This window comes from Psychroserpens sp. Hel_I_66 (genome assembly GCF_000799465.1).
Classification (GTDB): domain Bacteria; phylum Bacteroidota; class Bacteroidia; order Flavobacteriales; family Flavobacteriaceae; genus Psychroserpens.
In genome coordinates, this window is the sequence record NZ_JUGU01000001.1 from 223,202 (window position 1) to 238,384 (window position 15,183).

The window sequence follows — 15,183 nt, forward strand, 5'->3', positions numbered from 1 at the left end:
TCTCTGCGAGGAGCTCCAACAATTGCTCCATCCTTAACGCAAGTCCGGTTTATATATATAAATTTTGATTATCTACCCATAGTTTTTCTTTTGGTCGATGGTTTGATAAGTCAGTCTTAGAATCGTATTTTTGATATAAACATTTTAAATCTATGAAACTCGTTCTATCACCAGCAAAATCTTTAGACTACGATAGTAAATTACCAACCACAAAAACCACAGAAGCTCGTTTTTTAAACGAAGCAGAGCGCATCAATAAATTGCTTAAAAAGAAATCTCCAAAAAACTTATCTAAGTTGATGAGTATCTCAGATAATTTGGCAGATCTCAACTACGAGCGCAACCAAGAATGGGATTTGCCATTTACAAAAGACAATGCCAGACAGGCCATTTACGCGTTTAGTGGAGATGTCTATAGAGGATTTGATGCATATACGATTGATACAAAGAAACTGGATAAAGTTCAAGATACTGTGAGGATCATTTCTGGTCTTTACGGAATTTTAAAACCCTTAGATCTCATCCAACCTTACCGATTGGAAATGGGAACAAAATTTCCGGTAGGTAAAAACAAAAATCTGTATGAGTTTTGGACTAAGCAAGTTACCGAAGCTCTAAATGAAGAGTTAGAGAACGATGAGTTGTTTTTAAATTTGGCCAGTAACGAATATTTTAAAGCCATAGACACAACAGCGTTGAAAGTACCCGTAATCGATATTAAATTTCAAGAATTAAAGGATGGTAACTATAAAACCATCGCCATTTATTCTAAGTTGGCGCGAGGCTTAATGTCAAGATACGTGATTGATACCAATGCAAAAACCATTGACGACATCAAAGGTTTTGATTATGAAAATTATCGTTATACCGAGGATTTGTCTAGTGATAGTGAATTGGTGTTTACGAGGTGACCAAATTTCTGCGCAAGCAGAAATCTCATATGGTATTGCCAATAATTTTGCAACAATCACAGTGTTGGCGCTTTGAAAAAATGAATAACTAAACACATAGATTCCTGCCTTCACAGGAATGAGATATGTTCCTACACAAACACCCATACCCACCCTTCATAAAAAGTAACACCAAAACACTAATCGTTGGTACTTTGCCACCACCAAGATTCACAACAGGAGACTTGCTGGAAAGGGATGTAGATTTTTGCTACGGAAGCTACCACAACTCCCTCTGGAAATTCATAGACCACATCCATGACCTCAATTTACGTTACGATAATTCTCAGGAAGCTATTCATCAACGAAAGGCCTATTTAATAAAGCACCAAATTGGTGTCTGCGATATCGTAGAAAGTGCAGAACGTGATAAAATTGACGCTTCCGATTTAGGTATGAAAAACATCATTCTAAGAGATCTTGTCGGCTATTTAAAACAATACCCAAACATCGAAACGCTATTGTTTATTGGAGGCAACAGTAAAAACGGACCAGAATACTTCTTTAGAAAACATTTAAAAAACTATAACCTCAAACTAAAATTAGTCTCCAATGAAACACCAAGAATTCATGAGTTTAAATTGGATTGTTATACAGAGCGTAGCGAAGAATCTAGATCAATAAAAACAGTGTCCCTAACGTCATCCTCTGGAGCAGCAAATATCTCTATTGGTAGCAACCCACTTTATAAACAACTAAAAGCTAAAAACCCAGATTTTAATACGTTTGATTTTAGGGTGATGCAGTATCGGGAGTTTTTTTAAGGAGTTTTATTTGACGTTTTGTGTGCAGTTCGTTTTGATGATGATGAGTACGATGGCAAATGGCAAAAACAACTGGAAATCAAAATGATTTTCCGAGTATGTGTTTTTGCCAAGCAATGAATTATAAATAGTGTTATGAAACGTTTTATTCCGAATCTTCTACAGTCATAGGTGAAAAGTGCTCATGTGTAATTCTCCAAACGCCATCATTCTTCACAAATACAATGGTTCCCTGTCTCCATAATTGCACAACATTTTCTCCAATAGTAGGTCGGAAATCAGCATTGAATGTAACAATGGCAACCTTATCAAAAATGTTGATTTTTAAATCCTCAAGATTATAATCAAAAGAAGAAATATTCTTTAACAATTGTCTTTCGTATTCTTCATTTTCAGATGCGCCTGTTCTCGGTAATCCATCACGAAATTCTGTAAATTTATCTGAATACAAATGATAAGAAAGTAATTCTTCTGTTTCTCTTTGTTGAATGCTCATGAATAGACTGTCCAAAACTGCTTTGACTTCTTTTTTTTCTTCAGGAAATTCATCATTAATTAAATCTATTTTTACTTCTTCAATGTCTTCAACTTCCGCTTTTTCTTCCGTTTGTTTACATCCCGTAATTACAATCCCGAAAATTATAACTAATACAAAAAACACTTTTGTTCTCATAATTTTATATTTAATTGATTAATAGCTGTTTAGTAAGTTACGTTTTTTATTGTGAAGTATGGTTTCCCTAATGCGCTCATGATTTTTTAAAAAATCCTATGTTCACGTTTTAAGCAACCAATAAACGAAGTTCGACTATTTATTTTATAAAATCAATACGTAGAACTACTTACATTTCAATAACTTACATCGAAATGTTTGTAAAAATCTCAATTTGCAGCAAGCAGTCTTTAAAAAATTAAAAGCGAAAAATCCAGATTTTAATACGTTTGATTTTAGGATGATGCAGTATCGGGAGTTTTTTTAGAGTTTCGTTTAACGGTCTTGTGTATGATTAGTGGCGTTTTTCAGCACCTAATTTAGCAGATAAAAACCGAATAGAAAATCCGTGAGGATTTTCGTAAGTAGGCGAGAACCAGCCATTAATTATACACGGTGTTCTACGCAGTTTTTTTCCATAAATTATTTAGCGACTTTTTCACTTTTCCTTTAATTTCGTAAAAATAAGCTCTATTTCCTTTTATGATTACTTTTTTATTTCTCGGCATTCTTTCTTTGTCGATAGGAACTACAACATCTATTTCGTAATAGTCAGAATTTTTATTTTCAACTTTTAGTTCTATAAAATCTGTAAATCCGTAAGTATAAATTCCGATTTTCTCAATGTCTTTTTTTGCTATTCTAAAAGTATTTGTCGAATCTAAATTCACTCTGTTTCTTATTCGAGGTGCCCAAGCACAACTTCCTTCTTTTAACCATTCTCTTGTTAAATGCTTGTATTTTCTTCTTTTATTAAAGTAAAGAGTTAGCAATTCAAATTCCTTTTTTTGTTTTTCAATCAAGTTTTGGTTTTCATAAAGTTCAACATAATGATTGACCTTAATTTCAATTGAGTCTTTAAGTCCAATTTGCTTTTCGGTTATGCTTACAGATGGCTTTCGTCTTTCTAAATTTGGATTTAAAATAACTTCTCCATCTTGTAAAATCCAATTTCCTTCGTTTGTATAATCTTTAAATGTTTGTGGGTAAACATAATCAGTGGTTCGCAATCGAAAAGTTCTGTCCGCTTTTATTTCCAATTTAGTTCCACCAAATTCTCCATTAGCCAAAATCATATCTCCATATGTTCCGATAAATTCGGACTTTTCATTTTGAGCTTGGGTGTTTAATGTAATTAAGAATACTGTTAATATGTATAATATTTCTTTCAATGTACTGTTTTTTTAAATTGCGTAGAACTTGATGATATGAGTCCGTTTCAATGACTTATATCAGTCGTTAGCGAATTTCGACTATTTTTTTGATTAATTCAATACGTAGTTCTACGTAGATTAAGACCTAATCATCTTCTTGATCAAACTGATCTGTCCCAAGTGGTAATGCGTATGCTCAATGATCCCATTAATGTTGCTAAAGTAGTTGCCATATTTGGAGTCCACAAAATCACTCCAAATGTGATCGTCGGTTAAGACCTCAATATGTTTTGCAAGACGCTCAGCATCATTTAAAATCGTTTCGTAAAGCGCCTTCCAGTCGGCTTCGGTCTCAATTTTGGAATGGTCGTAACTGTACTGGTCGGTAATGGTGAGTGGCCTGTCATTAAATACTTCAATAACACCTGTGATGTAGTACCCAATGTGATAGGTAAGAGCCAGTATGGTGTTGAGGTCTTTTAATTTGATATTGGCTTCCTCAAAAGAAATATCTTCAAGTTGTTTTTTAAAGTTGACGCTCGTCCAGTTACCTCCAAAAAAAACGCGTCTAACATGTGTTGCCAAAAATTGTGAAACGATCATATAAATTCATTTTAACTTTTTCTATTTCCAAAAAAAATGGCTAAAAATTACACGTTTTTCAGCTATTTTTTCATCCGTAGCGGTTGCTATGCCTTGTAAAAATAGTTTTATCTGTACAATTTTTATCTCATTTTCGGTTAAAAACAAAAAGTCAAGACGAGTTACATATAAAAAAACTAAAATAAAACCGATCATAAAAAATTAGAATTCATACATTTAAAAATGCAAGAAGATTTCTTACACTACTTATGGTTACATAAAAAGCTGGATATGCTCCATCTTCAAACCACCCAATATGAACGTTTGGAAATCGTTAATGTTGGGCAGCACAACCATAATGCTGGTCCAGATTTTTTTAATGGGCAAGTGAGAATTGCAGATCAGCTTTGGGCTGGTAATATTGAAATCCACATCAAATCCAGCGATTGGTTCGTGCATGGTCATGAGCAGGATGCTGCGTATGATAATGTGATTTTGCACGTGGTTTTTGAGCACGATACCGAAATTTTTAGAAGTGACAACTCCACCATCCCAACCTTAGAGCTTAAAAGTTTTATTGCTTCGGAAATTTTAGATAATTACCAAAAGCTATTTTCCTCAAAAAACAAATGGATCAATTGCGAACAGGATTTTGCTGAAGTTGATGAATTTATCCTTAAAAACTGGCAAGAGCGTTTGTATTTTGAACGTTTGGAACGAAAATCAAAAACCATTGAAAACATCTTGAAATCTTCAAAAAACGATTGGGAAGCAGTATTGTTTAAGTTACTGGCAAAAAACTTCGGACTCAAAGTCAATGGACTAGCTTTTGAAAGCGTAGCCAATTCCGTAGAATTTTCAGTAGTTAGAAAATCCAGTTCAAAAATAGAGCAATTGGAAGCATTGCTTTTTGGGCTGGCTGGATTGTTGGAAAAAGAGAGCAGTACCAGTTATTACGAGACGCTCAAAAAAGAATACCAATTTTTAAAACAGAAATTTCAGTTGGATAACCTAGGCGTTAGCAATGTTCAGTTTTTTAGGTTGCGACCGCCAAACTTCCCGACGATACGATTATCACAATTGGCAAATCTCTACCATAGGGAACCGCAGTTGTTTTCAAAAGTGATTTCCGCAGAAAACCTTGATGCTATTTATGAGCTTTTCAATATCAAAACTTCAGGTTTTTGGGAAACCCACTACACGTTTGATAAAACCTCTAAGCAATCCACAAAGAAAATCACAAAAGCCTTTATTGATTTATTGGTGATCAATACCATTTTACCTCTCAAGTTTTGCTACGCCAAACATAAAGGAGCGTCAATAGATGAAAACATTTTAGAAATAGTAAGTAGTTTATCTTCGGAAAAAAATACCATAATAGACGGTTTTAATCAGTTGAAACCCTGCAGCACATCTGCATTGCAATCACAGGCATTGATACAATTAAAAATCGAATATTGCGATAAAAATAAATGCCTACAATGTGCGGTAGGAAATGCATTGTTAACAAAATAAATTTTAAATTGCAGTGTGAAAAGTTTCTACCAAATACTATACTATTTTCAAAAACGTGGTTACTATGTGTGCCAACGTATTGCAGACCGTTTAGGGATTAGGGCAAAAATTGTACGTACCTCTTTTATGTATCTCACCTTTGCAACATTGGGTTTTGGTTTTGCGCTATATTTGTTTTTCGCATTTTGGATGAGAATCAAAGATATTATCTATACCAAACGATCTTCGGTTTTTGATTTATAAACTATGAATCCACTAATAAAACTTTTTAGAGTAAAAATTTATACCGCTGTATTTTTGTTGGTATTGATGATGTTGGTTGGTGTGTTTGGTTTTAAAATCATATCAGATTACTCATGGGTAGATGCCATTTACATGACTGTTATAACCATAACGACTGTAGGATTTGGAGAAGTACAGCCATTAGATGACAATGCCAAGGTATTTACCATATTCTTGATACTGGCGAGTGTTGTTATTTTGGGTTATGCGATAACTGTGATTACTGAATATATTTTAAGCAAGAATGATTTTGAAGAACTAAAACAGAAAAAAATGCAAAAAAAAATTGATAGCTTCAAAGACCATATCATTATTTGTGGCTATGGAAGAAACGGAAAACAAGCTGCCAAAAAACTACTGGCTTACGATAAATCCTTTGTAGTAATCGAAAAGGATAAGGAGCTTATGGATAAGTTTCAAAGTGATGAGATTCCATTTGTTTTAGGGAACGCCAATGAAGATGAAGTATTACAGCAGGCAGGAATTGAAAGTGCAAGCACCATTATTTGTGCATTGCCAAATGATGCAGATAATTTGTTCGTGGTGCTTTCCGCAAGGCAAATTAATAGTAAGCTTAATATTATAAGTCGTGCTTCCCAAGAAACATCCTATCAAAAATTAAAACTTGCAGGCGCAAATAATGTGATTTTACCAGATAGAATTGGAGGAGACCATATGGCATCCTTGGTGGTAGTTCCAGATTTGATAGAGTTTATAGATAACCTTTCAATAGTTGGAGAAACAAATATAAACATTGAGGAAATCCCTATTGAGAAATTATATGATGCCACTAATCCTAAAACGATTAGAGATTTAGACCTCAGACAAAAAACTGGGTGCAACGTGATTGGTTTTAAGTCAAGCGATGGTGAATATATTGTAAATCCGGAAGCAGATTTAAAATTGATACCCAATTCAAAAATCATTGTTTTAGGACGTCCAGAACAGATTCAAAAACTCAATTCGCTTTACGATATCAATTAGATCAAATTTCTTTTAACAAGTGGTTTTTTTAAAAAGTCGTTTTTTTTTAGCATCTTGTGACATTAATTTTAACTAACTAATTAAATTTCATACAATGAAGAAACATCTTCTTTCAATTTTTGCACTAATCTTACCAATTTTAACCTTTGCTCAAGAGAGTACTTCAGAAAAAATTGATGCCACTTTTAAGGAATATACAGGGTGGTTTGTTGAAGGTATTTTTTATGAGATTCCATTTACAGATACATTTCAAATCCCATGGGTATTGATTGTATTGATTGGAGGTGCACTCTATTTTACGATCTATTTTAAGTTTATCAATTTTACAGGATTCAAAACCGCTATTCAAGTAGTAAGAGGTAAATATGAGGATATAGAAAAGCATGGTGTTGATAAGTTATATGGTGATCAAGCACTAGCTGGAACTGTTTCTAATAACGCTAATGATAATAATATAGGTGATGATGCTTCAGTATATGGAGACCAAACACCAGGTGGTGACGTTTTTGAGACCATTAGAGATGAGGGAGCAGATGGGGAAGTATCACACTTTCAAGCATTAACAGCTGCATTGTCTGCAACCGTTGGACTTGGTAATATAGCAGGTGTAGCAGTAGCATTGTCTATTGGTGGACCAGGAGCTACATTCTGGATGATCGTTGCTGGGCTTTTAGGTATGGCATCTAAATTTGCAGAATGTACTTTAGGTGTAAAATACAGAGATGTTGGTGAAGATGGTACCGTTTACGGTGGACCAATGTACTACCTAACAAAAGGACTAAAAGAAAAAGGTGCTGGCGGATTTGGGAAATTCTTAGCTGTAATATTTGCAATCTTCGTAATTGGAGGTTCATTTGGTGGTGGTAATATGTTCCAGGCCAATCAAGCAGCAGCTCAGTTCACCAAATTATTCAATCTTACTGGAGAAAATGCAGGTCTCTTTTTTGGTTTAGGTATGGCAGTATTGGTTGCTATTGTAATTATTGGAGGTATTAAGAGAATTGCCTCTGTAACAGAAAAAGTAGTGCCATTTATGGCAGGTATTTATGTGCTTGCTGCCTTAATAATATTGTTTGCAAACTTCACGCTTATTGATGACGCCTTTGCAGCAATCTTTAATGGAGCATTTACTCCTTTAGCAGGATTAGGTGGTGTGATAGGAGTAATGATACAAGGGATTCGTCGTGGAGCATTCTCTAACGAAGCTGGAGTTGGATCTGCAGCAATCGCGCACTCTGCAGTACGTACAAAATACCCAGCAAGTGAAGGGATCGTTGCTTTATTAGAGCCATTTGTAGATACTGTTGTCATTTGTACAATGACCGCTTTAGTCATTGTAATTACAAACTTTGACGGTGGTTTTATGGAGTATGGAGTAAAAGTTACAGAAGGTGTAGAATTAACTGCTACAGCTTTTGATACGGTAATACCACATTTCTCAATTGTATTAACCATTGCAGTTATTTTATTTGCATTTAGTACAATGATCTCATGGTCTTACTATGGGATGCAAGGTTGGATTTTTCTCTTCGGAAAAGGTAAAATCACAGATTTAGTTTACAAGTTCTTGTTCTTGGTATTTGTTGTTGTTGGTGCCTCAATTAGTTTGGGAGCAGTAATTGACTTTTCAGATGCGATGATCTTCGCAATGGTAGTTCCAAATATTATAGGTGTAGTGATACTATCGCCTGTAATTAGAAAAGAACTTAAAAAATACATGAATGCCATTAATAAAAAAGAAGAAGCTATAGATGATGGAGCTATAGATTTAACTGATAAAATGTAATATCAAACTATAAAATATGCAATCCCACTTCCAATTTTCTAAAAAACAACGGAGTGGGATTTTTTTATTGATAATCATAATTGTCGTTGTTCAATGTGCATATTATCTCATTGATTTTTCTTCGGAAGAAATCAAGACAAACACCAACGATGTTATTAGGTTTCAATCAGAAATGGATTCCCTGAGATTATCAAAAATTGAAAATTCAAAACCTGTAATATTTCCGTTTAATCCAAATTACATAACCGATTATAAAGGCTATTCTTTAGGCATGTCCAATGCGGAAATTGATAGACTCCATGCCTTTAGAGAGACAAACCAATGGGTAAATTCTGCACAGGATTTTCAAAAGGTAACCAAAATATCAGATTCTCTTTTAAATGTAATCTCGCCATATTTCAAGTTTCCAGACTGGGTAACAAACCCTAAACCAAAAACCAGTTATTCCAATAATTATTCTAACGATTCCAAACCAAAAACCTTTGCGCAAAAGCAAAACCTCAATACAGCAAGTCCAGCACAGCTGCAAAAAGTATATGGCATAGGTGAGAAATTATCACAACGTATTGTTGACTATCGCACAAAATATGGAGATTTTATAGCAGATGTGCAATTGCAGGAAGTGTACGGTCTGTCTCCCGAAGTTTTAGAACGAGTGCTAAACGACTTTACCGTAAAAGACGCAAAGCCCATCGTGAAAATCAATATCAACAAGGCTTCAATAGAGGACTTAGTGACAATTAAGTACATTGATTATGAAATTGCTCACAACATAATTGAGCAAAGAACATTAAGGGAAGGCATTAAAACATTTGACGAATTAACAAAAGTTAAGGATTTTCCTATTAAAAAAAGTGAGATAATTAAGTTATATTTGACCTTCGAATAGAATTTAAGAAAAGACAAATTATGACCAATAGATATTTCACAGAAGAACACGAATTATTCAGACAAAGTTTGAAGGACTTTTTACAAAAAGAAGTCGTTCCGCACATTGACAAATGGGAGAAAACTGGTCACATAGAACGTTTCATTTGGGAGAAATTTGGTGAGATGGGATTTTTTGGGTTAGCATACCCAGAAGAATATGGAGGTTTGGATCTCGATTTATTCTACACCGTAATACTGCTTGAAGAACTTCAAAAAATAAATTCAGGAGGTTTCGCAGCAGCAATTTGGGCACATGCCTATTTAGCAATGACGCACCTCAATAAAGAAGGTGACGAGGCAATCAAACAAAAGTATTTGGCACCAAGTATCACAGGTGAGAAAATAGGATGTCTTTGCATCACAGAACCTTTTGGAGGTAGTGACGTTGCAGGAATGCGCACAACCGCAGTTAAGGAAGGTGATACATATGTCATCAATGGTTCTAAAACATTTATAACTAATGGTGTGTATAGCGATTACTTAGTAGTTTGCGCAAAAACGACTCCAGAACTCGGTAACAAAGGGATTAGCATATTTGTAATGGATCGCGATACTCCGGGAATTTCAGCAACCAAATTAGATAAACTAGGTTGGAGAGCATCAGATACTGGTGAAATTGCATTTGATAACGTCAAAATTCCAGCTTCAAACTTAATGGGAGAAGAGAATAAAGGCTTTCCATACATCATGCAACATTTCGCTTTAGAGCGTTTAATAATGGGAATCAATGCCCATGCGAGAGCAGAATTCGCATTGGATTATGCAAAACAATATATGAGTGAGCGTTATGCATTTGGCAGATCAATCGATAAATTCCAGGCATTGAGACATACCTTTGCAGATTGTTATGCAGATATGATTATGTGTAAGGAATTTAATTATGCCATCGCAGATCGTCTCAATAATGGGGAATATGTGGTAAAGGAAGCCACTATTTCTAAATTGCGCTCAACAAAAATGTCAGACGAGGTCATATACCAAACACTTCAATTTCTAGGTGGTTACGGTTATATGGAAGAATATCCAATGGCAAGATTATTGCGTGATAGTAGATTGGGACCAATTGGTGGAGGTACCTCTGAGATTCTTAGAGAAATCATCGCTAAAATGGTAATAGACGATAAAGATTATAAACCAGCAACATAAATTTTTTTCTTCGGAAAATATAACACCAAACTGTTCCCTCGCAATTAAATAAGAACACGTAGTATGGTCAATAAAAATGTAAAACAGCTTTTAATTTTTCTCGCAATTTGCGTATCAAGTTTAGGATTTTCCCAAATAGAATTGAAAAACAAGATTGTAGATTTTAGTACCTTGATGCCAATCGAAAGTGCGAGCATTTATGTAAAAAACACAACAATTGGTACAGTAAGTAATTCCGATGGACGATTTTTACTTCAAGTACCACAAGAGTTTGCAACAGATACGTTGATTATATCTTCAATAGGTTTCAAAAGTTTTAAAGTACCGGTAAATGAGTTTGATAATTCTGCGGAAATTTACTTGGATGCAGATGTCGCTTCACTAGATGAAATAGTCCTAGTGGCAGAAACACGCCCAAAAACAGGAAACGAAATCGTACTCAAGGCAATGCAAAAGCTGGAAGTTAATTTACCAGATTCCTCATACATTCAAAAAGGTTTTCTTCGACACAAAGAGCGAAATAAGATAGAATTTAAATGGCTTATAGAAAGTGCGATCACAGTTTATGATTCTGGATATGGCTCTAATAGCGCAGAGTATTTAAAAGTGAACGTTGACCAAATGCGTAAGAGTTATGATCTTAGGGATGTGGACAGTATTTTCTCCTATGTGTCCTATAAAAATCAAAATTCATTTAAAAACAGATTAAAGCCAAAAGATGTTAGAAGAAGTCAATTAAAAACCGAAGAGCTTGTAAAATCCATCAAATGGAATGACAATAGAGTAAACGGACTTCAAAACATATTTCAAGGCAAATTAAACTTGTTGCGTAATGCCAACGATGCAAAAGCTTTGTTTGGAGAGAATATCTTAGACAAGCACCAATTTGAACTCGACACAATACTTGTTGATAACGACCGCAAGATCTATAAAATTAAAATTTCAGAAAGCAAAGACCTTGTCGATCTGGAAACTAAAGGCATATTCAATGCAGGCTATGCTGCCAACGGGTGGTTGTACATTTATTATGATAACTACGCCATTAAAAAAATAGAGTATGAGCTTGTTGCAGCTTCCGAAGCACAAAAAGTAAGAAGTAAGCGACTGTTTGATACGCAAGTGAATCATAAATTGGTGATGACCTATATGGAGTATCAAGATAAAATGTATCCTAACTATATATATTACGAAACTCCAAAACTTGTTAATGTAGGTTTCAAGTCTGACGAAAAAGTTACAGATGAAGAGAAAGAGCGTTATAATAAAGAAGAGCGATATTACTACACGGTTCAAGAGATTTTATTTTCTGAAATTATATTGGATAAAGAGACCATCCAAATGGCAATGGATAAAGAGTGGGATATGGATATCTTTTCTCCAAAACCATATGACAAGTCGTTCTGGAAAAACTACAATATTCTTTTAGAAAGCGAAGAAGATGAAAAGCTTATTGGGGACCTGAGCAGAAAAGCGTCGCTTTATAAAGATTAACCCATCAATTCAAAAATCACTTCTAATTTAAAATTTCTATATCTTCGGAATTTAAATATTTTAAATTATTGATAGTTTAGAAGCTGGTATTTTATCAATTTAGCATTTTTAAACCATTATTTTTGCGATTTATCAACACGAAAACGTTTTCGTAAACACTTTTGTTTTTATTCTACAGCATATTTGATTAACTTTTTCCTTCAACTAAATAAAATCAAATATGAAAAACCTCAAATTTATTGGCTTAGCAATGGTAATGTCAATGCTTTTCAACTGTGAAAAAGAAGACATCACAACACTAGAAGAGCCTTCCCAGAACAACCAGATTAAAGAAACAAGTGACACATCTGTGCAGCGCGCAGGACTAAAGCCTATTGGGCAAGGTGTAATGATGCAAGCGTTCTATTGGGATGTTCCAGGTGGCGGGAACTGGTGGAACACTCTAAATGGAAAAGTAGCAGATTGGAGCAATGCAGGTATAGATGCCATTTGGCTTCCGCCTGTTTCTAAAGCTCAAAACGGACCTTTCTCAATGGGATATGATCCTTTTGATTATTTTGATTTTGGAGAATACAACCAAATGGGAAGTACAGAAACGCGTTTTGGGTCCAGAACAGAATTAACTAGAATGATTAACACAGCACACCAAAACGGTTTAAGTGTAATTGCCGATATTGTGATTAACCATAACAGTGGTGGAGATAGTGAATCTAACGTTTATACGGGAGGAAATACGTACACAGATTTTAATCCTATGTCTGGTAACTTCTATAGATCATCTGGAGATTTCCACGCAAATAACATTCACTCAAATGATAGTGGAATATTTGGAGGTTTTCCAGATTTGTGCCATCATCAAAACTATGTACAGGATTGGTTATGGAAGAATCCAAATAGTGTCGCAAAATACTATAGAGACGTTATCGGTTTTGACGGTTGGCGTTTTGATTACGTAAAAGGTTTTGAGCCATGGGTCGTAAAAGATTGGAAAAACGAAGTAGGTGGTTTCTCGGTTGGAGAATATTGGGACAGTAATGTGTCAACCCTAGATTGGTGGACAGGTGCTGCGGAAGTGAGTGCATTTGACTTTGCATGTTACTATAAAATGAAAGACGCCTTTATGGGTAATAATTTAAATGCACTTAACGACAATATGCTTTGGAAGCAAAATGCCTCTAAAGCAGTAACATTTGTAGCAAATCACGACACAGACGAAATTATTAATAATAAAATCTTGGCCTATGCCTATATTTTGACGCATGAAGGTTATCCAACAATATTTTACCGAGATTATGAAGAGTGGTTAAATAAAGAACGTTTAAATAACCTAATTTGGATTCATAACAATCTCGCAGGTGGCACAACCTCTATACTTCATGTAGATACAGATGAATATGTGGCGAAAAGAAATGGGTCTGGAGGACCAGGTTTGGTAGTTTACATCAATAATTCAAATACTTGGCAAGAGCGCTGGGTAGAAACAAATTGGTCAAACACCGTTATAAAAGATTATACAGGTCATTCAGGTTGGGAGCCAACGACACAATCTGGTAAGTGGGTAAAAATACAAGCCCCACCCAAGAGTTATTCAGTATGGTCGGTCAAATAAATTTATTTTTTTGTTGGACATTTTAATTTAGTTTTTATATTTGCACCCTTAAAAATTCTAAAAGAGAGGAGGTTAAGAACTATGTTAATAATTCCAGTAAAAGAAGGAGAAAATATAGATAGAGCGTTAAAACGTTACAAACGCAAGTTTGTTAAGACAACGGTTAAAAACCAGTTGCAAGAACGCAAGCAATTTACAAAGCCTTCCGTAGCGCGTAGATCGCAAATTCAAAAAGCACAGTATATTCAAGGTCTTAGAGATCAAGAAACAATATAATTTGCAAATTAAAATTTGAAAAATCCTGTTCATATCGAACAGGATTTTTTTTAGAATACTCAATAAAAGATTGTATTTTTATTTTTCACTTCGGAAAATTATAAAGCATGGCTTTTAATGCATTCTCAGATTATTTATTGCTAGAAAAAAATTATTCTAAACTAACTTTGAGGGCTTATACTTCAGACTTAGAAGAATTTAGAAATTTCATTTCCGAAGAATTTAATACTGTTATTATTGATGATGTCAACTACCAACAAATAAGAAATTGGATAGTTCATCTCGTAGAAAAAGGAATTACAAACCGCAGCATCAATAGAAAAGTATCTTCACTTAACACATATTTCAAATTTCTAATAAAAACGAAGGATATTGAGGTTAACCCATTGTCAAAGCACAAAGCATTAAAGATCAGTAAGGAAGTACAAGTGCCATTTTCACAATCTGAAATGCAAGAAGCACTTGCCCAACTTGATTCTCAAACTGGTTTTGAAGCCATACGTAATAAACTCATCATAGAGTTGTTTTATGCTACAGGAATTCGTCGTATTGAACTTGTACAGCTAAAACTTACCGATGTTGATTTGTCAAATAAAACCTTAAAAGTATTAGGTAAGAGAAATAAGGAGCGATATATACCATTACTAGACTCTGTTATAGAGACAATAAAATCTTATTCTGAAGAAAGAAATAAACTTGAAATAATTAGTGATAAACCCTATTTGTTTTTAACAAAAAAAGGAGTTAAAATTTATGAAACTCTTGTTTACAGAATTATAAATAACTACTTTAGTAAGGTATCTTCAAAAGTAAAAAGAAGTCCGCATATATTAAGGCACTCATTTGCGACTCATTTACTTAATCAAGGTGCAAATTTAAATGCTGTAAAAGAACTTCTTGGTCATTCAAGCTTAGCAGCAACTCAAGTTTATACTCATAATAGTATTGCAGAGTTGAAAAAAGTGTATTCTAATACACATCCAAGAAGCAAAAATTAATTTT

At 34.3% G+C, this 15,183-nt stretch carries 15 protein-coding genes; 12 read left to right on the forward strand and 3 right to left on the reverse strand.

The features are described 5' to 3' along the window. The first annotated feature begins 152 nt into the window (after positions 1-152). Both yaaA and GQ40_RS01065 read left to right on the forward strand, forming a co-directional pair. Positions 153-911 (forward strand): peroxide stress protein YaaA, encoded by a 759-nt coding sequence (gene yaaA / locus GQ40_RS01060; protein WP_047544970.1) that lies wholly within the window; start codon positions 153-155, stop codon positions 909-911. Between the two features lie 125 nt (positions 912-1,036). After that, entirely contained in the window at positions 1,037-1,714 is a 678-nt protein-coding gene (locus tag GQ40_RS01065) for a uracil-DNA glycosylase family protein (protein WP_047544971.1), read from the forward strand. A gap of 145 nt (positions 1,715-1,859) precedes the next feature. Here the strand turns inward: GQ40_RS01065 and GQ40_RS01070 are convergent, their stop codons facing one another. The 3 genes from GQ40_RS01070 to GQ40_RS01080 all read right to left on the reverse strand — a co-directional run bounded on the left by GQ40_RS01070 (position 1,860) and on the right by GQ40_RS01080 (position 4,183). After that, positions 1,860-2,387, reverse strand: a complete 528-nt coding sequence (locus GQ40_RS01070; protein ID WP_047544973.1) for a YybH family protein — start codon at positions 2,385-2,387, stop codon at positions 1,860-1,862. A gap of 440 nt (positions 2,388-2,827) precedes the next feature. Continuing rightward, complete coding sequence (locus GQ40_RS01075) at positions 2,828-3,598, reverse strand: hypothetical protein (RefSeq protein ID WP_047544975.1); 771 nt, start codon at positions 3,596-3,598, stop codon at positions 2,828-2,830. Positions 3,599-3,718: 120 nt separating this feature from the next. Then, on the reverse strand, positions 3,719-4,183 hold the full coding sequence (locus tag GQ40_RS01080) for a hypothetical protein (protein WP_047544977.1): 465 nt from the start codon (positions 4,181-4,183) through the stop codon (positions 3,719-3,721). 222 nt (positions 4,184-4,405) lie between these two features. Between GQ40_RS01080 and GQ40_RS01085 the strand changes: the two genes are divergently transcribed. The 10 genes from GQ40_RS01085 to GQ40_RS01130 all read left to right on the forward strand — a co-directional run bounded on the left by GQ40_RS01085 (position 4,406) and on the right by GQ40_RS01130 (position 15,179). After that, on the forward strand, positions 4,406-5,677 hold the full coding sequence (locus GQ40_RS01085; protein WP_047544979.1) for a DUF2851 family protein: 1,272 nt from the start codon (positions 4,406-4,408) through the stop codon (positions 5,675-5,677). A gap of 15 nt (positions 5,678-5,692) precedes the next feature. Further along, entirely contained in the window at positions 5,693-5,920 is a 228-nt protein-coding gene (locus GQ40_RS01090; protein ID WP_047544981.1) for a PspC domain-containing protein, read from the forward strand. 3 nt (positions 5,921-5,923) lie between these two features. Then, the gene (locus GQ40_RS01095; RefSeq protein WP_047544983.1) at positions 5,924-6,943 is read left to right on the forward strand and encodes a potassium channel family protein; all 1,020 of its coding nucleotides are present in this window, start codon (positions 5,924-5,926) and stop codon (positions 6,941-6,943) included. 94 nt (positions 6,944-7,037) lie between these two features. Further along, the gene (locus GQ40_RS01100) at positions 7,038-8,729 is read left to right on the forward strand and encodes an alanine/glycine:cation symporter family protein (protein WP_047544985.1); all 1,692 of its coding nucleotides are present in this window, start codon (positions 7,038-7,040) and stop codon (positions 8,727-8,729) included. A 16-nt stretch (positions 8,730-8,745) separates the two neighbouring features. Further along, complete coding sequence (locus GQ40_RS01105) at positions 8,746-9,618, forward strand: ComEA family DNA-binding protein (RefSeq protein WP_047544987.1); 873 nt, start codon at positions 8,746-8,748, stop codon at positions 9,616-9,618. A gap of 20 nt (positions 9,619-9,638) precedes the next feature. Then, a complete protein-coding gene (locus GQ40_RS01110) occupies positions 9,639-10,805 on the forward strand; it encodes an acyl-CoA dehydrogenase family protein (protein WP_047544990.1) in 1,167 nt (388 codons plus the stop codon). Positions 10,806-10,946: 141 nt separating this feature from the next. After that, the gene (locus GQ40_RS01115) at positions 10,947-12,296 is read left to right on the forward strand and encodes a carboxypeptidase-like regulatory domain-containing protein (RefSeq protein ID WP_231565528.1); all 1,350 of its coding nucleotides are present in this window, start codon (positions 10,947-10,949) and stop codon (positions 12,294-12,296) included. A gap of 220 nt (positions 12,297-12,516) precedes the next feature. Then, complete coding sequence (locus GQ40_RS01120; protein ID WP_047544994.1) at positions 12,517-13,905, forward strand: alpha-amylase; 1,389 nt, start codon at positions 12,517-12,519, stop codon at positions 13,903-13,905. 81 nt (positions 13,906-13,986) lie between these two features. Further along, positions 13,987-14,181: a 30S ribosomal protein S21 gene (gene rpsU, locus GQ40_RS01125; protein ID WP_047544996.1), complete on the forward strand. Its 195-nt coding sequence runs from the start codon at positions 13,987-13,989 to the stop codon at positions 14,179-14,181. A 107-nt stretch (positions 14,182-14,288) separates the two neighbouring features. Beyond that, positions 14,289-15,179: a tyrosine-type recombinase/integrase gene (locus GQ40_RS01130; RefSeq protein WP_047544998.1), complete on the forward strand. Its 891-nt coding sequence runs from the start codon at positions 14,289-14,291 to the stop codon at positions 15,177-15,179. The last annotated feature ends 4 nt before the right edge of the window (positions 15,180-15,183 follow it).